At 51.1% G+C, this 23,965-nt stretch carries 19 protein-coding genes; 13 read left to right on the top strand and 6 right to left on the bottom strand.

Translation table 11 applies throughout. From position 1 onward, the window contains the following. Positions 1–5 precede the first annotated feature (5 nt). From IE181_RS03915 to ptsN, 9 genes are all read left to right on the top strand, one after another. On the top strand, positions 6–1,688 hold the full coding sequence (locus tag IE181_RS03915; RefSeq protein WP_191250234.1) for a hypothetical protein: 1,683 nt from the start codon (positions 6–8) through the stop codon (positions 1,686–1,688). 171 nt (positions 1,689–1,859) lie between these two features. Beyond that, complete coding sequence (locus IE181_RS03910; protein ID WP_191250233.1) at positions 1,860–3,515, top strand: GAF domain-containing sensor histidine kinase; 1,656 nt, start codon at positions 1,860–1,862, stop codon at positions 3,513–3,515. A 150-nt stretch (positions 3,516–3,665) separates the two neighbouring features. After that, positions 3,666–4,280, top strand: coding sequence for a ribonuclease D (locus IE181_RS03905; RefSeq protein WP_191250232.1), 615 nt, complete (start codon positions 3,666–3,668; stop codon positions 4,278–4,280). A gap of 38 nt (positions 4,281–4,318) precedes the next feature. Further along, positions 4,319–5,011, top strand: a complete 693-nt coding sequence (lptC, locus tag IE181_RS03900; protein ID WP_191250231.1) for an LPS export ABC transporter periplasmic protein LptC — start codon at positions 4,319–4,321, stop codon at positions 5,009–5,011. A gap of 13 nt (positions 5,012–5,024) precedes the next feature. Next, entirely contained in the window at positions 5,025–5,537 is a 513-nt protein-coding gene (gene lptA / locus IE181_RS03895; protein ID WP_191250230.1) for a lipopolysaccharide transport periplasmic protein LptA, read from the top strand. A gap of 183 nt (positions 5,538–5,720) precedes the next feature. Then, a complete protein-coding gene (gene lptB / locus IE181_RS03890) occupies positions 5,721–6,449 on the top strand; it encodes an LPS export ABC transporter ATP-binding protein (RefSeq protein ID WP_191250229.1) in 729 nt (242 codons plus the stop codon). An 11-nt stretch (positions 6,450–6,460) separates the two neighbouring features. After that, entirely contained in the window at positions 6,461–8,050 is a 1,590-nt protein-coding gene (gene rpoN / locus IE181_RS03885; RefSeq protein WP_191250228.1) for an RNA polymerase factor sigma-54, read from the top strand. A gap of 300 nt (positions 8,051–8,350) precedes the next feature. Then, a complete protein-coding gene (gene hpf / locus IE181_RS03880) occupies positions 8,351–8,920 on the top strand; it encodes a ribosome hibernation-promoting factor, HPF/YfiA family (RefSeq protein WP_191250227.1) in 570 nt (189 codons plus the stop codon). 63 nt (positions 8,921–8,983) lie between these two features. Then, positions 8,984–9,445 carry a PTS IIA-like nitrogen regulatory protein PtsN gene (ptsN, locus tag IE181_RS03875; protein ID WP_191250226.1) on the top strand — a complete coding sequence of 154 codons (462 nt, stop codon included), beginning with the start codon at positions 8,984–8,986 and terminating at the stop codon, positions 9,443–9,445. 76 nt (positions 9,446–9,521) lie between these two features. Here ptsN and truA read toward each other — a convergent pair whose 3' ends face one another. The 5 genes from truA to IE181_RS03850 all read right to left on the bottom strand — a co-directional run bounded on the left by truA (position 9,522) and on the right by IE181_RS03850 (position 12,565). Next, on the bottom strand, positions 9,522–10,265 hold the full coding sequence (gene truA / locus IE181_RS03870; RefSeq protein WP_191250225.1) for a tRNA pseudouridine(38-40) synthase TruA: 744 nt from the start codon (positions 10,263–10,265) through the stop codon (positions 9,522–9,524). Between the two features lie 3 nt (positions 10,266–10,268). Further along, on the bottom strand, positions 10,269–11,189 hold the full coding sequence (fmt, locus tag IE181_RS03865) for a methionyl-tRNA formyltransferase (RefSeq protein WP_191250224.1): 921 nt from the start codon (positions 11,187–11,189) through the stop codon (positions 10,269–10,271). A 29-nt stretch (positions 11,190–11,218) separates the two neighbouring features. Continuing rightward, a complete protein-coding gene (gene def, locus IE181_RS03860; protein WP_191250223.1) occupies positions 11,219–11,737 on the bottom strand; it encodes a peptide deformylase in 519 nt (172 codons plus the stop codon). An 84-nt stretch (positions 11,738–11,821) separates the two neighbouring features. Continuing rightward, positions 11,822–12,160, bottom strand: coding sequence for a DUF1491 family protein (locus tag IE181_RS03855; RefSeq protein WP_191250222.1), 339 nt, complete (start codon positions 12,158–12,160; stop codon positions 11,822–11,824). A 21-nt stretch (positions 12,161–12,181) separates the two neighbouring features. Next, entirely contained in the window at positions 12,182–12,565 is a 384-nt protein-coding gene (locus IE181_RS03850; RefSeq protein ID WP_191250221.1) for a PilZ domain-containing protein, read from the bottom strand. 151 nt (positions 12,566–12,716) lie between these two features. On the opposite strand from IE181_RS03850, the gene IE181_RS03845 reads away from it, so the two are divergent. Next, the gene (locus IE181_RS03845; RefSeq protein WP_191250220.1) at positions 12,717–14,180 is read left to right on the top strand and encodes a sigma-54-dependent transcriptional regulator; all 1,464 of its coding nucleotides are present in this window, start codon (positions 12,717–12,719) and stop codon (positions 14,178–14,180) included. Positions 14,181–14,309: 129 nt separating this feature from the next. Here IE181_RS03845 and IE181_RS03840 read toward each other — a convergent pair whose 3' ends face one another. Next, complete coding sequence (locus IE181_RS03840; RefSeq protein ID WP_191250219.1) at positions 14,310–16,613, bottom strand: NADP-dependent malic enzyme; 2,304 nt, start codon at positions 16,611–16,613, stop codon at positions 14,310–14,312. Positions 16,614–16,762: 149 nt separating this feature from the next. Here IE181_RS03840 and mutS point away from each other — a divergent pair, with 149 nt between their 5' ends. The 3 genes from mutS to murJ are packed head-to-tail and all read left to right on the top strand — an operon-like array spanning position 16,763 to position 23,929. Further along, complete coding sequence (gene mutS, locus IE181_RS03835) at positions 16,763–19,504, top strand: DNA mismatch repair protein MutS (RefSeq protein WP_191250218.1); 2,742 nt, start codon at positions 16,763–16,765, stop codon at positions 19,502–19,504. After that, on the top strand, positions 19,497–22,370 hold the full coding sequence (locus tag IE181_RS03830; RefSeq protein WP_191250217.1) for a [protein-PII] uridylyltransferase: 2,874 nt from the start codon (positions 19,497–19,499) through the stop codon (positions 22,368–22,370). The genes mutS and IE181_RS03830 overlap by 8 nt, the downstream gene beginning before the upstream one ends. Next, the gene (gene murJ, locus IE181_RS03825) at positions 22,367–23,929 is read left to right on the top strand and encodes a murein biosynthesis integral membrane protein MurJ (RefSeq protein WP_191250216.1); all 1,563 of its coding nucleotides are present in this window, start codon (positions 22,367–22,369) and stop codon (positions 23,927–23,929) included. Before IE181_RS03830 ends, murJ begins: the two co-directional genes overlap by 4 nt. Positions 23,930–23,965: the final 36 nt, after the last annotated feature.

Here is a 23,965-nt window from a genome sequence, read left to right as displayed (position 1 = left end):
CTAAAGTGGCAACAACCAAAGTACATTTCGAAATTCTTGGAAAAAAAGGTCACAACTGGACTATCCTGGGGGTAATAGATCAGCGTGACAAAGCAATCAGAGAAGCCGAAAACCTCTGGGCAACCGGCAGGTATGACGGTGTTCGCATTCTAAAGGAAAGTTTCGACCGGGCAACGAACGAGTTTGCCACCGTTGAAATTTTCTCCCGGGGTATCCAGCGAAAAAAATCCAAGTATGACGAATCTGGCAGTCTTTCACCGTGCCTGACACCAGACGACCTCTATGCTGCTGATGGGCGCCGTTCCATATGGGACCTTCTTGGAAACACCCTTGAAAGCTGGTCGATCACTGTCACCGAGCTTTTGTATAATATCGACAATTTCAACAAGCTTGATAACACAGGCACCCTGATGCAAAACGCCGTACAGCGTGTCGCTATCAGTATCGAAGATAACAGCGACAGCGTGCAAGAACGCATGCGAAAGCTCTATACTGTTATCAATATGGCCGTCAGCATTATCAAAGCCGAAGCGGCCAACGTCCCTTCCCTGGCGATGGGGCGCCTTGCGCCGCTGATCACCGAACTGGAAGACAAGCAAAACAAAACGTTTTTGCTAACTGCCTCTATCGTTGAATATATCGCACCTGCGACCACCATCATTGATAAGTTCGGTCGCCTGATCATGTTTGCCAGTTCAAACAGGCCCGTTTGGGCAGCTGAAATTCTTGATCAGATGCTGGCAGAATGCTTATTGCATGCACGGCTTGTTAGTTATCTCCTGAATGATGAAGGCAACAAAGATCGCGGTGATTATATGCTGCGCCTGATGTATCTCCAGGCTGGCAAGATCGAAGCCTACTATGAAATTGAGGAACAACTGCGCCTGCCCCAGGACACCGAGCAGTTCGACAAATATCTTGGCGAGGGCATTCTGCCGCGCTGTCAAAAACGGCTGGTTGAAATGATTGTGGCAGAGCTTTCTTCGACCCGCCCAATCAATACGGCTGGTATCGTCAAACAGCTGGAAGCCCTGAATAAAATAATGAATGCTGCTGAAGTCCTCATCACCGATGAAGGCATTATGGATCAAATTGATGACGCCATTAAAACACGGTCAGGCAGGTTAATAAACTCACAGGTTATTGGCGAACTTCTGTATGATACCAAGAACCCTTTCGCACAGATGAACTTACTCTTGGATCTTGAACAGCTCGCACGGGGCAACTCAAACAAAAGAACCGTTGCCAATTTCATCCTGCCTATTTTAACCCGCTCCAATTATGAGGGAATTTTCATCGGCATGGACGGACACCCGCTGGAGTGTATGAAAAAACTTGTATCACTGCAGCACCGTGTCATCGATTCCGGCCTGACTGAAATGCATAAAAGACAAATTGCTGAAAAGCTCGACAGCTTTGCCAAAACCATCATGAAAAACACCCAGATTCTGAAAAAAATTCATCAGATGGACAGCTCTATTCAGGATAAAGCTATCCGAATTCTTCATATGATTACAGATGGGTATTTTACAGACGGTGCCTCAAAAACGCAGGCAGAGGCTCAGGTAAAACTATATATGAAACAAGACGGGTTTACAGAAGGCCTGATTACCGGCCTGGATAGAAAACAACAGGAAACAGCCCTGATCGATTTTCGCGAACTGCTACTGCGCGCCAATTTGTCCTGATACCTCTTTGAAAATCATCAGTCCTGACCAGCACAATCTTGCATTTGTTCACCCGGTAGCTTCGTGTCCATAGTTACGGTTTTTTAAGAGTTACGCCGCTATATTTACAATTGGGGACGAGTATTTATTTTAAATGCATGATCATAGATTATGCGGATTAGTACACTCCTGATGAGAACACCAACAAACCTTACAGAAGACCACCTGCAGGTCCTGACGCAATTTGCCAAGGACTTTATTCGTATGCATTCGGCGGATGACCTGCTGTGGTACACGGCACAGGAGATTGTTGGCCGGCTGGGGTTTGTCGACTGTGTTATCTATCTGTATGAAGAAGACAAAGGCAGGTTGGTCCAGAAAGCGGCCTTCGGTGACAAAGCTTCCAAAGATCACATCATAAAAAACGCGATCGAAATACCCCTGGGTATTGGTGTTACTGGCAGCGTTGCGCTGAACCGAACGGCAGAAATCGTCCCAGACATAAAAAAAGACGCCCGATATGTTGAAGACCTGCACGGGATGCGCTCCGAACTGGCAGCCCCCATCCATATCGGCGGCAAGCTCTACGGTGTGATTGATAGTGAACACCCGGAACCAGGCTTCTTCTCGAAAAGCCACCTGGAAGTATTCACCAGTATCGCGGGGATGCTGGCGTCCCGTTTGGCCCAGTGGGATGTCCTGAGCCAATTGGAAGTCAGCCAAAAAGGCAAAACTGAAAGCGACGAAAAATACCGCCTGTTATTTGAACAGTCCGACGACGCCATGATATTGGCATCGGAAAATAAATTTGAGCTCTGTAACGCTGCGGCGGCACGGGTATTTAAATTCGACTCTACCGAGGAAATGGAATCTATTCACCCTTCGGAAGTCTCCCCACCTTTCCAGCCTGATGGCCAGAAGTCAGAAGACAAAGCCAATCAAATGATGGCGATTGCAATGGAGAAAGGGTATCACCGATTTGACTGGATACACCGCAAGAAGACCGGCGAGGATTTCCCTGTCGAAGTGAGCTTAACCCGTGTTCCCCATTATGGTCAAACCGCCCTTTTCGCCATTTGTCGTGACATTACCGAAAGAACCATTGCGGAAAGGTCCATCAAACAGGCGCTGATTGATGCCCAGACGGCAAACCGAACCAAGTCTGATTTCCTGGCAAATATGAGCCACGAACTCAGAACGCCGCTGAATGCTATCATCGGGTTTTCCGATATGATGGCCAACGAACAGCTGGGCCCCCATGCCAACAAAAAATATAAAGAATATTCCGAGGATATTCAAAAAGCAGGGACATTCCTGCTGCAGTTGATCAATGATATTCTTGATCTTGCTGCGATTGATGCTGATGAAAAAGAAATCAGCCAAAAGCCGCTGAAGGTCCGCGAGATTGTTGAGGACTGCTTCCGCATGATCGCAACACAAAAAGATGCCAAAACCATTGATGTCCAATATGATATTCAAGGCCCTGTCAGAACAATCTATGGGGATGCTCAGGCTGTACGCCAGATACTTATCAACCTGTTGAACAATGCCGTCAAATTTACACCGCAGGGTGGGACAGTGCGCCTTACCATTGAGGACGCTGGCCGCGATCACCTGTTAACTGTCTCTGACACGGGGAAAGGCATTCCGGAACAAAAGCTGGCTACCATCACCAACAGATTTGATCGCGGTGATCAGGACCCCTTCACAGCGGTTGAAGGTATCGGACTTGGGCTGGCCATCGTCAAATCACTTGTGGACCTGCACGGCGGGATACTGACAATTGACAGTACGCTTCATAAAGGTACCACCGTTTCCTTTACCCTGCCCAAAGACGCCAAAGCCTGAACACCGGCGTATTTTCGCCAGTTACAGAACACCTGAAACAACAGAAGCCGAAAAAATTAGGCGTACATCGGCCTTTCTTTTGCCCAACTGCGTCCTATACTGTAAGACAAATCAATCACAGGCTTTAACACAAACTATACCGGAGATTTTATGGCCATCCACGTGTATGAAGGGGACCTGCCTCCTGGACTTTCTTTTGGTAGCAGTGTCGCTATTGACAGCGAAACAATGGGCCTTAACCCGCACAGAGACAGGCTGTGTGTTGTACAGCTATCGTCCGGCGACGGGGACGCACATCTGGTCCGGTTTCCCAAGGGCCAATATGATGCCCCAAACCTGAAAGCATTGCTGGCAGACCCGGCCGTCTTGAAGATTTTTCATTTCGCCCGGTTTGATGTCGCTGTGCTGAAAGCCTATCTCGGGGTGGATATTACATCAGTGTACTGCACTAAAATCGTTTCCAAACTGGTGCGCACCTATACCGACAGGCACGGCTTGAAGGACCTTTGCTCTGAACTGATTGACGTGCAACTCGACAAGCAACAACAAAGCAGTGACTGGGGCGCGGACACTATCAGTGACGCGCAGCAGGCATATGCGGCCTCTGACGTCCTGTATCTGCACCGATTAAAAGATAAGCTGGATATCATGCTGGACCGCGAAAACAGACGCCATCTGGCACAGAAGGCATTCGATTTCCTGCCTGTCCGGGCAGAGCTTGATCTGATTGGCTTTGAAGAAATGGATATCTTTGCGCACCGCTAGGGATGAAATAGTAGACACAGTCACATACGGCAGAAGACATGGCACCAGTAACCCACCATACATCCGACCGGGAGCATACTTTCGATAATCTTGCTCCAACCGGTCACTATAAGGAAGATCCCTTGTGGGACCGCTGGGTATTCGCTATGCGTGTCGGCCTGCCTGTTGTCTCTGTCATATTGGGCGCCATAACTCTAAGCTGGCCCTTTATCAATGACAGGGAAGTCAGCTTTACCCTGTCGCGCGAAGATGTCGCCCGCAGCGACAGTGGTATCCGTATGACAAACCTGCGTTATACTGGTACGGATGCGGTGGACCGTCTGTTTGTAGTTGAAGCCTCTTCCGGGACGCAGGATGACCCGGCGTCACCACGGGTCAGACTACAAGACATTCAGGCCCATATGGATATTGAAGACAATAATCAGGCGCGTGTTGCTGCGCGAACAGGTATTTACCGCCACCGGGACGGCACGCTGTCTCTTGTTGGCGGTGTTACGATTGAAACTGACAACGGATATAGCCTGAAAATGGCCGGCGCAGAAATCGACCTTAAAGGACACACAGCCACTGGCCAGGGACAGGTGGAAGGCGTTAGCCCACTTGGCACGCTAAACGCTGGCAGCATGGAAATCAGGGTTGACGAACGCGAGGGTATCTTTGATGGTGGGGTCCACATTCAGATTACCCCGAAAAGACAGCAAAATACCACACCCGGTCAAGAAGGATCATAAACAGAAAATGGGTATGCTTAGAAAAACTTTATGCGCGCTTGTCGTCAGTTTGGCCGTCTCGGCTTCGGCCTTTGGGCAATCTGTCCTGAAGGGGCACGACACCGAACAACCTATTGATATTTCTGCCGAGCGTCTGGAAGTTAAACAAAAGACCGGACAGGCGATTTTCAAGGGAACCGTCATTGTTTCGCAGGGCAAAATGACCTTCGCGGCTGACACGCTAACCGTTTACTATGACACTTCAGACGGTACGGACAATCCGACGATTGAACGACTGGACGCCCGTGGTAATGTCAAACTGACGTCAGAGACGGAATCCGTTTCAAGTGAGTGGAGCGTATATGACGTCTCCCGCCGTCTGGTCACTATGGGTGGTGCCGTTAAACTAAGCCGCAAGGGTTCAAGCCTTGAAGGGGAACGGCTGGAACTTGATCTTGTAAGCGGTTTGACAAAACTGGACGGCAACCCGGATGATGATGGCCGCGTAACCGGCACATTCAAGGTACCGGACACACCGAACGACTAACCTTCAACACCAACAAATTTACAAAGCTATGTCGCTTTCTGCTGGTATGCGCCGGTGGAGTATGTTTTATTTTATGCATGAATTGCGCCAATTTAGGAAACTGTTAACATATTCCCCTGTTTAATAGGGTAAACCGGTTTCCGGAAATGCGATCAGCAATGCTCGAAGGACGATATAAAAAGAATGACTGATCAAGGGCTTATTATTGATGACTTGGGTAAATCCTACAACGGACGTGTGGTCATCGCTGATGTCTCTCTGCGCCTTAACCGGGGCGAAGTTGTCGGGCTTTTAGGGCCAAATGGAGCCGGGAAAACCACTTGTTTTTACAGCATTACCGGGCTTATTGCACCCGACCATGGCCGGGTTATTCTGGACGGTGCTGACATCACCCATCTGCCAATGTACAGGCGCGCACGCCTTGGTATTGGATATTTGCCGCAGGAAACATCTATTTTCCGCGGCATGACAGTATCCGAGAATATCCGTGCGGTTCTCGAGGTGGTGGAAGGTAACAGCAATCGGCGGAATGAAATGCTGGATGAGCTTCTTGAAGAATTCTCCATCACCCATCTGCGTCATACCCCTGCCCTTGCCCTGTCGGGCGGGGAACGCCGCCGCTGCGAAATTGCACGCGCGCTCGCTGCACGGCCATCGTTTGTGCTTCTTGATGAACCATTTGCAGGGATTGACCCTATCGCCATTGCGGACATTCGGGACCTTACGGCACACCTGAAGGACAGGGGTATTGGGGTTTTGATCACAGATCACAACGTACGCGAAACACTGGATATCATCGACCGCACCTACATCATTTATGATGGGCATGTCCTGTTTGAAGGAACGCCCGACGAAGTTCTGACCGACCCGGATGTGCGGCGCGTATATCTTGGTGAAAAGTTTAGTTTGTAGGATGTAATCTGATGGCCTTGACCCCAAGACTGGACTTACGACAAAGCCAACAGTTGGTCATGACGCCGCAACTGCAGCAGGCGATTAAACTGCTGCAATTAAACAATCTTGAACTTGCCGATTATGTTTCTCAGGAAGTTGAGAAAAACCCCCTTCTGGAAGTTGGCGACCCCAACGCCAGTGATGGCGGGATCGAAGCTGACCGCGGCGAAGCGGGCGGCACCGCAAGCGATGACGGCTTTTACGAAGGTAGCTCGGATGAAAGCAGTAATGACGGTCTGATCGCGGCCGATACCAGTATGGCGTCATCCATGGACACCGGCGCTGGGGATAATTCTGCGCTTGACACCAGCCTGGATGATAACGTCTTCAATAATGATGCTGTCTCTGACCAGGTGGAAACTGAGGGACCATCCAGTTCTTCCCTGAGCTTATCCGGCGCGGGCGCTGTAAGTGGTAGTGGCGGCAGCTACAGCGGGGATGACCGCGGGCTGGACCAAACGCTGGAAAGTGAAGAAAATCTGCATGACTTTCTGACACGCCAGATGGCCATGCAAATTACCGTCGCGGCAGACCGGCTGATTGCAACCCACATCATTGACCTTGTTGACGAGGCTGGTTATGTCCCCGAAGAGGAAGTAGCCGCGATCGCAGATCGTCTTGACTGCCCACTGGATCAGGTTGCGCACGTACTGGAAACCCTTCAAACACTGGAGCCAACAGGTGTTTTCGCACGGTCGCTTAGCGAATGTCTGGCCTTACAGTTAAAAGAACTTAACCGCTACGACCCGGCGATTGCAGCCCTTCTGGACAATCTGGACCTGCTTGCCAAACGCGATATGGCTGCTCTGAAACGTGTCTGCGGTGTCGATAGTGAAGACTTGGCCGACATGATCCGGGAAATCCGGGAATTAAACCCCAAGCCCGGTACCGCCTACTCTTCTGGCGACATACAACCTGTTGTGCCGGATATTTTTGTGACCAAAAGCCGAGCAGGTTTGTGGACCGTTGAACTGAATTCAGACACGTTGCCAAAGGTTCTTGTAAACTCGCAATATATGGCAGAACTGTCAGGTGTCAGCGGCAATAAAGAAGCCAAGTCGTTTGTCTCTGAATGTGTTTCAAACGCCAATTGGCTCGTCAAAGCGCTGGACCAGCGTGCAAAAACCATTTTGAAAGTATCAACGGCGCTCGTCAAAAAGCAGGAACGCTTCTTCGAACTGGGTGTGCGCTATCTGAAACCTCTGACACTGCGAGACATTGCCGAAGAGATCGACATGCACGAATCCACTGTCTCCCGGGTTACGAACGGTAAATTTATCTCCTGCCCCCGTGGTATGTTTGAATTGAAATATTTCTTCACCAGCTCGATTTCTTCTGCTGATGGCGGGGACGCACATTCTGCCGAGGCCGTTAAATACAGACTGAAAGAATTGATCGACGCCGAAGATCCCAAGAAAATTCTGTCCGATGACAAGCTCGTTATCATGATGAAAGATCAGGGCATAGATATTGCCCGCAGGACCGTCGCTAAATACCGGGAAGCCATGAAAATCCCTTCTTCGGTACAAAGACGGCGGCAAAAGAATATGGGTGGGTAGCCACCGGCTGTTGTCAGGGGCGCGAAGCATTTCGAGTCGCATTCCCGGCACCCGCCACGTCCAAAGGGGCACAAGGCCATAACCTTTTATTTATAAATAGTTATGGCGAAATCCTTGAGAGGCTTGGCAACCATACCCATATATGTGGTAGGCTCATAAAACCAGTTGCAATGACTGGCCGGGGCAGCCATCCCATGAGGGAAGAGCTTTGGTATGAGCTGCTAGGTGAGGTGCTCTTGTCACCTCTGTAGATAGTGTGGTTGCTTGCAATAAGTGCCATGGAAAGGATGAAGTACACCTATGGAAATCAACGTAACCGGTCGTAAAATGAATGTTGGTGAAGCACTGACTGATCATATCAAAACCCGTCTTTCAGGTGTCGCTGACAAATATTTTAGTCGATCGATCGATTCCTCTGCTACCGTCACCAAAGAAGGTCACATTTGCAGGGTGGATATATCCATGCATCCCAACCAGGGAATCCAGTTACACGGCCGCGGAGAAGCCGATGATCCATACGCTGCCTTTGACATCGCAGCAGATAAAGTAGAAAAACAGTTGCGAAGATATAAGCGACGCCTTAAAAACCACCACACATCGCCGAGCAAAGAGATCGCGGTTGAACTGGCACGGGAAAATGTCCTGGCCCCAGAGCACGAGGATGACGAATCCTCAGATGTTCCGGATCAGCCACTGATCATTGCGGAAACTAAAAAAGAGATCCCGAGCGTCAGTGTTGGTGATGCCGTAATGTTGATGGATCTCGCGGATAGCTCAGCGTTTGTGTTCCGGAATGTGAAAGGAGACGGCCTGGAGGTCGTGTATCGCCGGAAAGATGGAAACATAGGCTGGATTACACCTAGTAACTAAACGAACTGAATTAACAGCAGAGAGGACGGGAGCCGCGATGTTGGCTCCCGATGGAGTAATGTGATGGGGATCGAAGATCTTCTGACGCCAGGAACCGTACTGGGTTCCTTTCGTGCGTCTAGCAAAAAACAAACTCTGATGGCTCTGGCAGAACATATTTCTGCAGCGCACAGCTTGGATTCACGCATTGTATTTGATGCGTTGCAGGCCAGGGAAAAAATTGGCAGCACCGGGGTTGGACACGGCGTGGCAATCCCGCACGCCAGAATCCCTAATCTTGAGAAAATTGTTGGGTTGTTTGCCCATCTCAAAACCCCCGTTGAATTTGAATCAGTCGATGACCAGCCCGTTGATCTGGTCTTCATGCTGCTGGCCCCCGAAGAAGCCGGGGCAGAACACCTGAAAGCTTTGGCCAAAGTATCAAGGCTTCTGCGGGATGAAACCATGTGTGACAAAATTCGCCGGACAACCGACAGTTCCGCGCTTTATGCCATGATCGCACAGCCCAGTAGCAATGCTGCCTAATCACGGCTGACTTCAAGTCCGTAGTCAGCCCTGATCCTTTTTACCCGCGCATCCTGACGACACAGGCAGGCAATGATTATTCAAATTCGATCCTGGTGAAATAAAGCCCGTCCGGCGGCGCATTAAATCCAAGTGCGGTGCGATCACGAGCTTCCAGCGCCGCCTGAACATCATCTGGTGTCCACTGCCCCGCCCCCACCAGTTTCAGTGTCCCGGTAAAAGACCGGATCTGATGGTGTAGAAAAGAGCGGGCACCCGCATGAATTAATATTTCCTCGCCGCGGCGCTCAACATTCAGATAGTCAACGGTTTTAACAGGGCTTTTTGCCTGACAATTGACATGCCGAAAGGTCGTAAAATCATGCTGGCCAACAAGCAACTGTGCTGCTTCATGCATCATGTCTGCGTTCAGTTGCTCTTTAACATGCCAGACCAGCCCTTTTTCAAACGTCAGGGGCGCAATACGATTTCGGATACGGTAGGTATAGTGCCGTTTGACAGCATCAAACCGTGCGTGAAACTCTGCTGATACCTGTTCAGCATGCAGAATAGAGATGGGCGCCTGGCCTAAATGATAGTTTACGGCGCCGCGAAACTTTTCACCGTCCATATCCCGGTCAATATCCACATGTGCAACCTGGCCCAGCGCATGTACGCCGGCATCAGTGCGACCAGACCCAAACAGTCTGACCTGTTTACCATTTGAAATCTTTTCAATCGCTTCTTCGATTGCCTGCTGAACGGAGGGAGCATCAGCCTGCCGCTGCCATCCAGCGTATGGCCTACCGTCATATTCGATGGTCATCTTATAACGGGGCATCGTCTATTCCCCTACGAACCGGGTCCCGGCTGGCACCGTATGCCCAGTAAGAAACTGCGCGGCGTCCACAGCCCCTTTTCCTGCCTTCTGCACCCGACCAAGTCGCAGTGCATCCGACCCACATGCAATCAGCAACTGATCATCAAGCGCGACCCCGGCGTCCCCGCTGCCCTGCTCGACAGAGGCTTCCAGAATTTTCAGCCGACTGCCATCAAAATCCGTCCATGCGCCCGGAAACGGAACCAGTCCGCGTATTTGCCGTTCAATAGTGGTGGCGTCATCATTCCAATCAATTTTAGCCTCGGCCTTGTCAATTTTATGGGCATAGGTAATGCCTTCCTCTGGCTGCACAGTGTGCGTAGCGGTGCCGTCTGCAATAGATTGCAACGCAGACACGATCATTCTGCCACCCATTTCGGACAGTTTATCATGCAGGCTTGCAGTCGTATCTTCCGGGCGAATTTCTATCTCTTCGCGAAGGATGACATCACCGGTATCCAGTCCTTCATCCATTTGCATGATGCAGACACCCGTTACCTTGTCCCCGGCCATAATAGCCCTGTGGATAGGTGCAGCACCGCGCCAGCGCGGCAGTAAAGACGCATGGATATTCAGGCATCCATACTTTGGCGCATCAAGAATAGCTTTGGGCAGTAACAGCCCGTACGCCACAACAACGGCACAGTCCAGATCAAGGGCGCGGAACGCTGCCTGTTCATCCTCGGATTTCAGGCTCACTGGTGTTCTGACCTCGATCCCCATTGCCTCGGCTGCTCTGTGAACTGCAGATTTCTGAAGTTTTTTACCACGTCCGGCCGGACGGGGCGGCTGTGAATAGACGGCAACAATATCATGGCCGGCACTGACCAGCTGCTGTAAGGCCGAAACGGAAAAGTCCGGCGTCCCCATAAAAGCAATACGCAACGTTTGTCTCCTGCCTTAAGGGCTCTTCTCTAGAGGACGAGCGCGTCCTTATTAGCCTTGATCACTTTCTTCACGATCATACTGCGCTTGAGTTTTGACAGATAATCAATAAAAACAACACCGTTCAGATGATCAATCTCATGCTGTACGCACGTTGCCATCAACCCGGTCATTTCCTGTTCCTGAAGAACACCATCATAGTCCAAATACCGAACACGCACCGTCTCGGGGCGCTCTACTTCTGCATAATGTTCGGGGATAGAGAGGCACCCTTCATTGTAAACATTATATGTCTCAGACTCCCAGACGATCTCCGGATTGATCAGAAACTGGGTCTTAGGCGCATCACCGTCACCTTCGGTATCCATAACCAATAACCGTTTGGGCACCGCGACCTGAATGGCAGCCAGACCAATACCCGGCGCGGCATACATGGTTTCCGCCATATTATCCATCAGACGGCGCAAATCATCATCCACCTGTGCAACCGGCTCTGAAATCGTTTTCAACAACGGGTCAGGGACATTTATGATATCAAGCTTTGCCATTCTTTATCATCCTTGGCTCAGGTAACTTATACGACCGGGAGCCATACCCAGTTCTGAGGGGCAGGTCAAGAAATGCCGTACCGATCAAAGCTGCTCTATGGGCGCATCAAGGCAATATGTGGCGTGCCTGTCTTCTATTTCAAGAACCCATAAGTCTTCATCAAAAGACCGTTTGCGTGCAATTTTTTCCTTAGCCGTCTGTTCATCCACCGGGTCACGGCTGAAAGCACGCCATACACGCTGACCATCAAAATCAAGACCAGATTCAAAAAGCAGGATGCCCTTTTCAAACTGGTCTATTTTCAGGAGAATACCGCCGCGGTCAGGATCACCTTTGGCAAGAACAACGACCGGCATATCCTGAAGATAGCCGGTTCGAACCTGCGCTTGTACCCAAAGATTGGTTTTAAGTCTTGTATCCACGAAGCTATAAAATTGAGAGGACTAGCCTTCAAGCCCCAGAATGCCGAGACGATCTTTGAACATTTCACGGATAGTGTCGATGTTCACAGCAAACTCAAGCCCAAGTGCGCCATCAGCAACCCATGCAATTGTTGCAGGAATATCCCCACGGTTTGGAATACTGAGAATAACTGATGTACCCTCTTTTAGCGGCAGGTCCATGCGTACCTTCGCACCACCAAGCGAAAAGTTGCTGATCTGACATGAAAATTCATGCAACCCAACATATACTTTTGCTGGCCACAAAACGGACCTAACTTCCATCTTGGCAGGCCACAAAACCGACCGCCGTGGGTGCGAACGTCTGTTACCATCGTCGCTTACCGGTTCAGTTATCTCTTTGGCCTTCTGGTCATCGCCTGACATATATTTTCCCTACCAATATCCCCCCAAAGGGAACTTATATCACAAACCTTAATTACTACGCACCTATTGTTTGTATTTTTTATAAACTTGTCTCAAAGCTCTAAACAATCGAGAGATTGACGCAACAGGAAATTCACGTCACAAAAGATAAATGCAGGATAAAGCGCTACCAGATACCAGAATTCTTGTGATTGAGGACAGCCCAACGCTGGCCTTGACCTATAAGGCGTACCTACAGCCTCTGGGTTTTCCCGTAGATGTTGCAGAAACCGGCAAGGAAGCTTTAGCGGCAATTCAGAACACGCCGCCCACTGCCATTCTGCTTGATTTAAAACTCCCCGATATGGACGGCCTGGATATTTTGCGCACACTGAACGAGCAAAATAACAAGGCGCAGGTCATTGTGATTACAGCACACGGATCGGTTTCTACCGCGGTCGAGGCGATGCGGGACGGTGCGGCAGACTTTCTTCTGAAACCCTTTTCTGCAGAACGTCTGAACACAACAGTCAGTAACGCGCTTGAAATTTACCGCCTGTCTACCCTTGTGGAAAAATATGAATCCCGCAAGGAACGCGATTTTGGAAACTTCATCGGTAGCAGCTCTGCCATGCAGGCCGTTTACCGTATGATTGAGGATGCGGCCCCGTCCAAGGCAAGCGTTTTTATTATGGGCGAATCCGGGACAGGTAAGGAACTATGTGCCCAGGCCATTCACGACAGTAGCCAGCGCAGCGGTCAGTCCTTTGTTGCCATCAACTGTGCTGCCATCCCTGCCAACCTGATGGAAAGTGAGATATTCGGCCACGTAAAGGGTGCTTTCACCGGCGCCCTGACCGACAGACAGGGGGCGGCCCAAAAAGCCAACAACGGCACGCTTTTTCTGGATGAAATCTGTGAAATGCCGCTCGATCTGCAGGCAAAACTGCTGCGGTTCATCCAAACCGGGCAAATCGTGAAAGTCGGCAGCAATGAACCCATTAATGTCAATGTCCGGTTTGTCTGTGCCACCAACCGTAATCCGTGGGTTGAGGTCGAAGAAGGACGGTTCCGGGAAGATCTGTTTTACCGTCTGCATGTTATTCCAATCTATATGCCGCCCCTGAGGGACAGGCAAAATGACATTCTTCTTATCGCACAGGAAATGTTGAAGAAATTCTCCGAGGAAGAAGGCAAATCCTTTGAAGAATTAGGGCAGGACGCCAAAGACCGCCTGATGGGCCATACCTGGCCTGGCAATGTCCGCGAACTGTCGAATGTTATCCAAAGTGCCGTTGTACTGAATGACAGCACCGTATTAGAGGCAGGCATGCTGGATGTGCTGCTGGGCCGCAGTCAGCGCCGGGTTCCCAAAAGCATGTCCCCCACGGCACCAACACCTGGGCACGCTGCGCCGCCCCCTGCGCCTGAATATCACACTAGTCCGACATATTCATCGCCCTCAACGCCCGACGATATCCAGCCGCTGCACATTGCTGAACGCCAGATTATCGAAGCAGCCATTCAGGCATGCGGCGGCAAGGTTATTGAAGCCGCAGGTAAGCTGGGGGTAAACCCGTCCACCTTGTACCGAAAAATTAAAAGCTGGGAGCAGGAAGACAGCGCGGCCCAGTAAAAACACAGTCATTACGGTCCTGCCAATCATAAACCAGAGTATTCCGGCGTAAAAAAATAGCTGGAGACAGACATACCCCATCTCCAGCTACTGTATAATTTCTCAGCAAATCGTGGCTGAATTGAAGGGTTAAACTCCCTCATCCTTCGCCAGATCAGCCCGCATTTTCTCAAGAATATGCGCATTGCTGGCCGCCAGACCTGCCATCACAACCAAATCCGATGACGTAGACGTCATCCGCGCGATCTGAATGGAGTGATCCATACCAAGAAGCATCGGACCGATCACACGACCACCGCCAAGTTCCGCCAAAAGCTTATAGCCAATGTTCGCAGAGTGCAGCGCAGGCATAATCAGAATATTCGCCGGACCCGACAAATTCATGAAGGGATACATTTCCATCAGGCTTGGATTAAGCGCCACGTCAGCCTGCATTTCACCGTCAAATTCAAAATCGACATCCCGTTCATTCAGAAGGCGTACCGCTTCCTGCAGGTTTTTCGTCTTGTCAGACGGAGGGTTGCCAAAGTTGGAAAACGACAGGAACGCGACCCGGGGATCATGCCCCATCAACCGCACGAAAAAGGCTGAAGCCGTTGCAATATCAGCCAATTCTTCCGGCGAAGGACGCTCGTTCACCGTTGTATCCGCGATAAAGACAGTCCGTCCCTTGGTCACCAGAACCGTCATACCAAAGGGCCGCATACCGGGCATTGGGTCAATAACCCGTTTGATGTTTTTCAGCGCACGCCAATAGTGACGCGTCACACCTGTTACCATGGCATCGGCATCACCGGTCGCAAGCATACAAGCGGAAAAGACGTTCCGGTCCCGCTTGACAAGGCGCTGCACATCCCGGTCCAGGAATCCGCGGCGATTCAAACGCTCATACAGATGTTCAATATATTTTGACGGATTTGTATTGCTGGCATTGCAAATCTCAAACTGGCTGTCATCAACACCCATTTCACGGAGTTTTTCGCGAATTGGCGCTTCATACCCAACCAGCACAGGAATTCCGTAGCCAGCAGATTTAAAGCTTACAGCCGCACGCAGAACTTTTTCTTCTTCCGCTTCTGCGAACACCACCCGCTTGAGCGGACGACGCTTCAGGTCCTCAAACATGGAAGAAAGCGTATCAACAGTCGGGTCAAGACGGGCAGACAGTTCACGCTCGTACGCCTCCATGTCCTCGATCGGCTTTCTTGCAACACCGGAATCAATCGCAGCCTGCGCCACGCGCACTGGAATCCGCCGTATCAACCGTGGGTCAAATGGCGCCGGGATGATATATTCTGGACCATAATGGGGCTGTTCCCCGCTGTAGGCAGTTGCCACCTCATCGGGTACATCTTCCCGTGCCAGCTCAGCCAGCGCCGTTGCCGCTGCGATTTTCATTTCCTCGTTGATTGTCCGGGCACGAACGTCAAGCGCCCCGCGGAAAATATACGGGAAACACAAAACATTATTCACCTGGTTTGGATAATCTGACCGACCTGTTGCGATAATTGCATCCTGCCTGACGGCGCGAACATCTTCGGGTGTGATCTCCGGGTCCGGGTTTGCCATTGCAAAAATGATCGGCTTTTCTGCCATGCTTGCGACCATGTCCTGCGTCAAAGCACCTGCAGCAGCCAAACCAATCACAGCGTCTGCACCAACCATGGCTTCTGACAGGGTTCTGGCATCTGTTTCAACCGCGTGGGCGCTTTTCCACTGGTTCATGCCTTCTGTCCGGCCCTTGTAAATAACCCCTTCGCGGTCAACCATCGTGACATTTTCGTGGGGCAGTCCCATCGCCTTAATCAACTCGATACAGGCAATACACGCAGCACCGGCACCCAGCGCTACAAGCTTTGTCTTCTTGATATCCCGATCCGTCAGATCAAGAGCATTCAAAAAGCCAGCAGCCGCAATGATAGCTGTGCCGTGCTGATCGTCATGGAAAACCGGAATATCCATCAACTCTCTAAGGCGTTCTTCGATAATGAAACATTCTGGCGCCGCAATATCTTCTAGATTGATACCGCCAAAGCTTGGTCCCAGATATTTCACACAGTTCACAAACTCATCAATGTCTGTTGTGTCAACTTCCAGATCGATTGAATCCACGTCTGCGAAGCGCTTGAACAGTACGGACTTCCCTTCCATGACCGGCTTGGACGCCTGCGCCCCAAGATTACCAAGACCCAAGATAGCTGTACCATTGGAGATAACCGCCACAAGGTTGCCTTTGGTGGTATAGTCATATGCTGTATCCGGGTCTGCCGCTATTTCACGCACTGGCACGGCCACCCCTGGGCTATAAGCCAGTGACAGGTCACGCTGGGTCGCCATTGGTTTAGTTGGAACGATCTCCAGCTTGCCAGGGCGGCCAGACGAATGAAACCTTAGCGCTTCTGCGTCAGTGAATTTGGAAGTTTTGTTGGGCATAATACACCTGAAATTTCTATCGACTCTGCAGAGTCCTGTCTGTAAACCATAAAGGTTTGATGAAACATATTGTAAAAATAATTATTGTCGAACATTGATGGTATTGAAAATTAATATCTGTTCTAGTGATCCGGAGATTTGAGCACCCTATGGCGCAAACATCAACGAAAAATTCAACAAATTCCCAAGAAAAGTCTGGTGACAGCAGTAATGCTGATACTGCGACCGGAGCCATTCCTGCTGGCGTCACCCCGATGATGGCCCAGTATCTGGAAATCAAGGCATCGTATCCGGATAGCTTGCTATTTTACCGCATGGGCGACTTTTACGAATTATTTTTCGAAGATGCTGAGAAAGCCGCAGCCGCACTTGATATTACCCTGACCAAGCGCGGCAAACATCAGGGCGAAGATATACCCATGGCCGGCGTCCCCGTCCATGCGGCTGAAATGTATCTTGCACGCCTGATCAAAAAATCCTTCAAGGTAGCCGTATGCGAACAGACAGAAGACCCTGCGGAAGCTAAAAAGCGCGGCTCCAAAAGTGTGGTGCGCCGGGAAGTTGTCCGGCTGGTGACCCCTGGTACCCTGACAGAAGACACACTGCTGGACGCCAGAAGCCATAACTATCTGGCGGCACTGGGGCGCGCACAAAAGGATTTTTCGGTTGCCGTTTGTGATATGTCAACCGGCGACTTTTTCATTTTGCCGACCAATGCCCGGCGGCTTGATGCGGACCTTGCACGTATTAACCCTGGGGAACTGCTGGTAGCAGAAGGCGTGAAAGACGAAGACGGCCTGCAGCAGATCCTTTTCGACTGGCGGCAAGTTATCAGCGAGCTTGCTGCACGCAGTTTTGACAGTAATGCCGGGAAAAGTCGTCTTGAAAGCTTCTTCGACGTTGCATCCCTTGACGGCTTTGCTGATTTTTCCAGAGCCGACCTGTCTGCCGCCGGGGCGCTGATCGGCTATATTGACGATACACAGAAAGGGCAAATGCCGCGTCTGGCACCGCCCCGCCGCATCAATTCCAAAGAATCCATGATGATTGATGCAACAACGCGCAATTCCCTTGAACTTATCCGAACCCAAACGGGACAAACTGACGGCAGTTTATTATCTGTTATCGACAGAACAGTGACCGGTGCCGGCGCACGGCTTCTGGCACGGCGTATGTCAGCGCCGCTGACCAGCCCGGCGAAAATCTCCGCCCGTCTGGATGCTGTACAGTATCTGCTTGAACGGGACCAACTGCGCAGCAGCATACGCAGCAGCCTGAAATCCTGCCCGGATCTGGAAAGGGCGCTTGGGCGTCTGGCGCTTGGCCGCGGGGGGCCCCGGGATTTGATGAATATTCTACTGGGGCTGGAGACAGCGCACGACCTGAAAACTCTCTTGATGGACGTTGCCGAAACCCTTGAAGATATGCCAGACAACTTAAAAATTGCCTGCACCGACATGGGTAGTCACCACGGATTGACGGACGAGCTTACACGTGCCCTTGTCGCCGACCCACCCCTTATTACACGGGACGGAAACTTCATCGCTGCAGGCTATAATGCAACACTTGATGATTTTCGTGTCCTGCGGGACGAAAGCCGGCGCCTGATTGCCGGACTGGAAAAAGACTATCAGGAAGAAACGGGTATATCCGCCCTGAAGATCAAGCATAATAATGTTTTGGGGTACCATATTGATATCCCCGCCCGCCACGCAGATGCACTGTTGCAGCCGCCGCTGAACGAAACATTCATTCACCGGCAAACACTGGCAAATAACGTACGTTTCTCCACATCAGCCCTTTCCAAACTGGCAGGAAAAATCTCCGAAGCCGGTGACAGGGCGCTTGCACTCGAACAGGAACTCTTTCACGAACTGTGCGCCAGCGTACTGCGCACAGAAGGGTCGGTTGCCATTGCTGCCGCCGCTCTGGCCGAGCTTGATGTCGGTGCAGCGCTTGCGGAACTGGCCGTTATGGAAGACTATGCCCGCCCACGTATTGATGACAGTCTGGCATTTGAAATATCTGGTGGCAGGCATCCAGTTGTTGAAAAGGCCCTGAAGGCAGCAAGTGATAGCGCTTTTGTCGCCAACGACTGTACGCTTAATCCCGATGAACGTCTGTGGCTGATCACCGGCCCTAACATGGCTGGTAAAAGCACCTTCCTTCGCCAGAATGCCTTGATTGCCATATTGGCCCAAATGGGGTCGTTCGTACCGGCAAAAAGCGCGCACATCGGCGTAGTGGACCGCCTGTTCAGCCGTGTCGGAGCCTCGGATGATCTGGCCCACGGTCGGTCTACATTTATGGTCGAAATGGTTGAAACGGCAGCAATTCTTAATCAGGCAGGGCCGAGATCCCTCGTTATTCTGGACGAGATCGGCCGCGGGACAGCCACCTATGACGGCCTGTCCATCGCCTGGGCCGCCGTTGAAAACCTGCATAACATCAATCAAAGTCGTGCCCTTTTTGCGACACACTACCATGAGATGACAGCCCTTAAAGAAACACTGGATGCCTTGTCGCTTTGGTCGATGAAAGTACGCGAATGGAAAGGAGATGTTATTTTCCTCCATGAAGTAGTTCAGGGGTCGGCTGACCGGTCTTATGGTATTCAGGTTGCGAAACTGGCCGGGTTGCCACCGCGGGTGATCAACCGCGCCAAACAGGTACTGGATGCGCTGGAGACCAACGACAAAGAAGGCAACAAAGGCAAGCTGGTCTCTGACTTACCGCTTTTCCAGACGGTGTCTGATGCGCCTGATACCGCAATGAAGAAATCTTCTGAGGTGGAAGAGAAACTTCGGTCCATTAACCCGGATGAACTGACCCCGAAAGAAGCACTGGACGCCCTATATGCCCTGCATGCAGAAGCTTTAAAGAATGAGTGAGATACGCAACAGACGTAAGATCATTAACCGGAAAGCACTGGTTTCCGAGCTGGAGGCACTGGTTGAGAACGAACCAAAAGACCAGTGGCGACAGGGGCTGTTTACCCACCTGAATACCGCCTATAAAAAGGGCTGGAATGAAGTGAAGCGCCGCTTCTTCGAGGATGCTGAAAAAGGCCGTCAGTCTGCAAAATCCCTGTCCTTTCTGACCGATCAGATTTTAGGAACGCTGTTCGAATTTGTTGTCGAGCATATTTACCCAATCGCTAACCCGACATCCAGCGAACGACTTTGTATGGTAGCCACCGGCGGCTATGGTCGCGGGGAAATGGCACCCTATTCTGATGTCGATCTACTGTTTCTTATTCCCTACAAATCAACGCCGTGGGCGGAAAATGTCATTGAATATATGCTGTATGTTCTGTGGGACATGGGTTTAAAAGTAGGGCACGCTACCCGTACGCCAGAAGAATGCATCAAACTTGCCAGGGACGACCTGTCCATTCGCACCTCCTTGCTTGAATCCCGCTATCTTTGGGGTGACAGGGAACTGTTTGATATTGCCGCTAAACGATTCCTGAGACGTGTTGTGATGCCAACCGGCAAACAGTTTGTCGAAGAAAAGCTTGCCGAACGCGATGCCCGACACCGCAAGATGGGCGATAGCCGCTATGTTGTGGAGCCCAATATTAAAGAAGGCAAAGGCGGCCTGCGTGATTTGCAGACAATGTGGTGGATCGCCCGCTACCTGTATGGCGGCATGGACCGTCAACGCATGACCAAAGAAGGCATCCTGACCGAGGCCGAAAGCAAACAGTTCAGAAAGGCTGAGTCCTTTTTGTGGACAATCCGGGTTGCCCTGCACTTTCTGGCGAACAGAGCCGAAGAACGGTTGACCTTTGATATGCAGCGGCAGCTGGCAGAATTTTCCCACTACAGGGACAGAACCGGCATTCTGGGTGTCGAACGCTTCATGAAACACTATTTTCTGGTGGCTAAACAAGTGGGCGACCTAACCAGAATTTTCTGTGCTTCTTTGGAAGAAAAACAACAAAAACCAACGCTGTTGGACCGTTTCAGACGAACCAAAAAAGTGCAAGAGTTTGCCATCGACAATGGCCGACTTAATATAGTCGCGCCAGACGACTTTAAAGAAAACCCTGCCTTGATGGTCAAAATATTTGCCGTGGCCGACAAGGAAAAACTGGACATCCACCCGGATGCCCTTCGTCTGATCAAAGAAAACCTGAAACGTATCGGCAGCCGTGTTCGGCGCGACCCGGATGCCAATGAATATTTCCTTGATATTCTAACATCCCCTAATCAGGCAGAAATTAATCTGCGCCGGATGAATGAAGCAGGTGTATTTGGCCGTTTCATACCTGACTTTGGCCGCGTTGTCGCCCAGATGCAGTATGATATGTACCACCACTATACAGTCGACGAACATACCATCCGCGCCATCGGTCTTTTGTCCCGCATCGAGAAAGGCGAACTGACTGCAGAACATCCAACCTCGTCCGACGTCATTCACAAAATACTGTCCCGGCGGGTGCTCTATGTGGCAGTTCTGCTTCACGATGTTGCCAAAGGACGCGGCGGGGACCACTCTGTGCTGGGTGCCGAAGTCGCCGAACAGCTTTGCCCCCGTCTTGGCATGACCCCGGCCCAAACCCAAACAGTAGCGTGGCTTGTTCGGTATCACCTGTTGATGTCCGACACCGCCTTCAAGCGGGATCTGGCAGACCCCAAGACCATTCGCGATTTTTGTGACATCGTCAAAAGCCCGGAACGGCTGCGCCTCTTACTCGTATTGACGGTTGTAGACATCCGCGCCGTGGGCCCTGGCATCTGGAACAACTGGAAGGCCCAGCTTCTGCGGGACTTGTATTATGCCGCGGAGGAAGTGCTATTGGCAGGCCATGCAAGTCAGGGCAGGCAGCACCGCGTTAAATACAAACAGGAAGCAACGTCTGCCCTTCTTACCAACCTACAGGAGGAAGAAAGAGATACTTTATTCAAGCGCCTGAATGATGCCTACTGGATTGCAGAAGACGCCGAAACTGCAGCGCAAAACATCCGGCTGATCAAAGCAACCGACGAGGCCCAGCGACTTATTGGAGTTTCTGCCCGGATAGAAGCTGATCAGGACATGACAAAAGTGGCCGTCTACACAGGGGATCACCCTGGACTGTTCGCCCGGGTTGTTGGTGCCCTTGGCGTAGCCGGTGCATCGATTGTTACAGCGAAAATCCATACATCCCGAGACGGCATGGCCATGGACAATTTCATGGTCCAAAACAGTGAGGGTGGCGCCTTTGGCAGCAGGCGTCAACTGGATGGGTTAGAGCAAATCATCGTCGACACACTACTAGGTGACGTAAAACCAAAAGAGCGGCTGGTGAAGAAAAAGATGTTCGGTACACGCACCGAGGCATTTAAAATTGAACCCGTTGTTCTGTTGGATAACAAGGCGTCAAACCGGTCTACGGTGATAGAGGTTAACGCAAAAGACAGGCCCGGCCTTCTGTATGATTTGGCGTATGCCCTGTTCCGTCTGCGCCTGTCCATTTATTCAGCACACGTTGCAACATACGGTGAACGCGCTGTCGACGTATTTTATGTCCGCGATCTGGTGGGGCAGAAAATCACCAACAAAGTTCGACTGCGCAACATTGAAACCAAGCTCCTGCGTGCTGCGGACGGTCTACCGATCTTTGACAGGAAAGAAACTGGTTCAAAACCTTCTGGTTCGAAATCGTCCGTCCCTAAAACGTCGGGGTCAAAAACATCGGGGTCAAAAACTGGCCTGAAAAAATCGAAAGACACCAATAAAACATCCAAGAAAGGCACCCAGGCACAATGAGTTTGCTCCGCCGAATTTCCACCGTGGGCGGTATGACGCTTCTCAGTCGCGTTTTCGGGTTCGTCCGGGATGTTTTGATGGCGCGGTATCTGGGCGCAGGCATGGCAGCGGATGCTTTTTTTATTGCGTTCAAGCTGCCTAACTTTTTCAGACGACTTTTTGCCGAGGGCGCCTTTTCCGCGGGGTTTGTCCCCTTGTTCTCTCGCAAGCTCGGGAAAACCATCACCGCGGAAAGCAAGGCAGACGCAGAACGGTTTGCCGGACAGGTTCTCGCGGTTTTCCTGCCGGTGTTAATAGTGTTTCTGATCCTGATGGAACTGGCTATGGTGCCAATTATGCTGGGACTGACAGGCGGATTTGAAGGCGATACCGGTAAATTTGCGCTGACGGTTGAACTGGGCCGCATGACCTTTCCGTATCTGACACTAATCTCGCTTGTGGCCTTTCTGGCCGGTATCCTGAATGCCTTTGATAAATATTCTGCCGCTGCATTCGTCCCGGTAATACTGAATATATTTATGATCAGCGCCCTGCTCCTGATTGGGGAGACCGAGGTTGAACGCGCACGCGGTCTTGCCGCCGCAGTGTCCCTTTCTGGTCTCGCACAATTCTTGTGGCTGTACGGTGCCGCCTACAAGGCCGGGATAAAAATTCGTTTTCCACGGCCGCGCCTGTCAAAAGATGTTCGCGAGCTACTGAAAATCATTGCACCTGCCGCCATTGGCGCCGGTGTTATTCAGCTTAATTTGTTGATTGATGTTATTCTGGCGGCCCGGTACCTGCCCGAAGGGTCTGTCTCCTGGCTGTTTTATGCAGACCGCCTTAACCAGCTTACGGTTGGTATAGTCGGGGTTGCCATCGGTACCGTGTTACTGCCGTCTATTTCACGCCTGTTGGCAAGCGGGGATGACAAAGAAGCCGCCCGTCAGCAAAACCGCGGCATTGAATTTGGTATGTTTCTAACGCTACCCGCTGCTACAGCTTTATTGGTCGCAGCGCCGTATCTGATAGCATCCTTATTTGAACGCGGCGCCTTTACAGAGCAGGACACACTTCTGACCGCAACCGCCCTGATGGCCTATGCAACAGGACTGCCGGCCTATGTGCTGCAAAAAATCCTAACACCCGGCTATTTCGCCAGAAAAGACACCAAATCCCCGGTAAAGTTTGCGACCATTTCACTGGTGGTAAATACCAGCCTCAACCTTTTACTGATCGGGCCGCTTGGCCATGTTGGCTTGGCACTGGCAACGGCAATCGCCGCCTGGCTGAATGTTGCCCTGCTCTATCGCGGTTTAAAAAAGCCCGGCCTGTTCACACTTGAACGGTCCACCACCCTCTTTATTGCAAAATGTATCGGTGCCAGCACGGTGATGGCAGGGGGTGTCTTAGCCTACAGTCACTATTTTGGTGCATTTTTCCAGACAGACGGGCTGATGCGCATTACAGTACTGGTCGGGTTGGTGGCTATAGGCTTCATGTTGTATATCCTGTCCATATTCGTCCTGAAAGCGGTCTCAACCGCGCAAATACGCTCGTTTCTGCGCCAAGAACCTTGACCACAGGCCCCACCATTGTCATAAGGCAAATCAAGC

It is taken from the genome of Kordiimonas sediminis, assembly GCF_014656395.1.
Taxonomy (GTDB): domain Bacteria; phylum Pseudomonadota; class Alphaproteobacteria; order Sphingomonadales; family Kordiimonadaceae; genus Kordiimonas_A; species Kordiimonas_A sediminis.
Note: the sequence above shows the minus strand (reverse complement) of the source record. Positions and strands in the feature narration are given on the sequence as shown.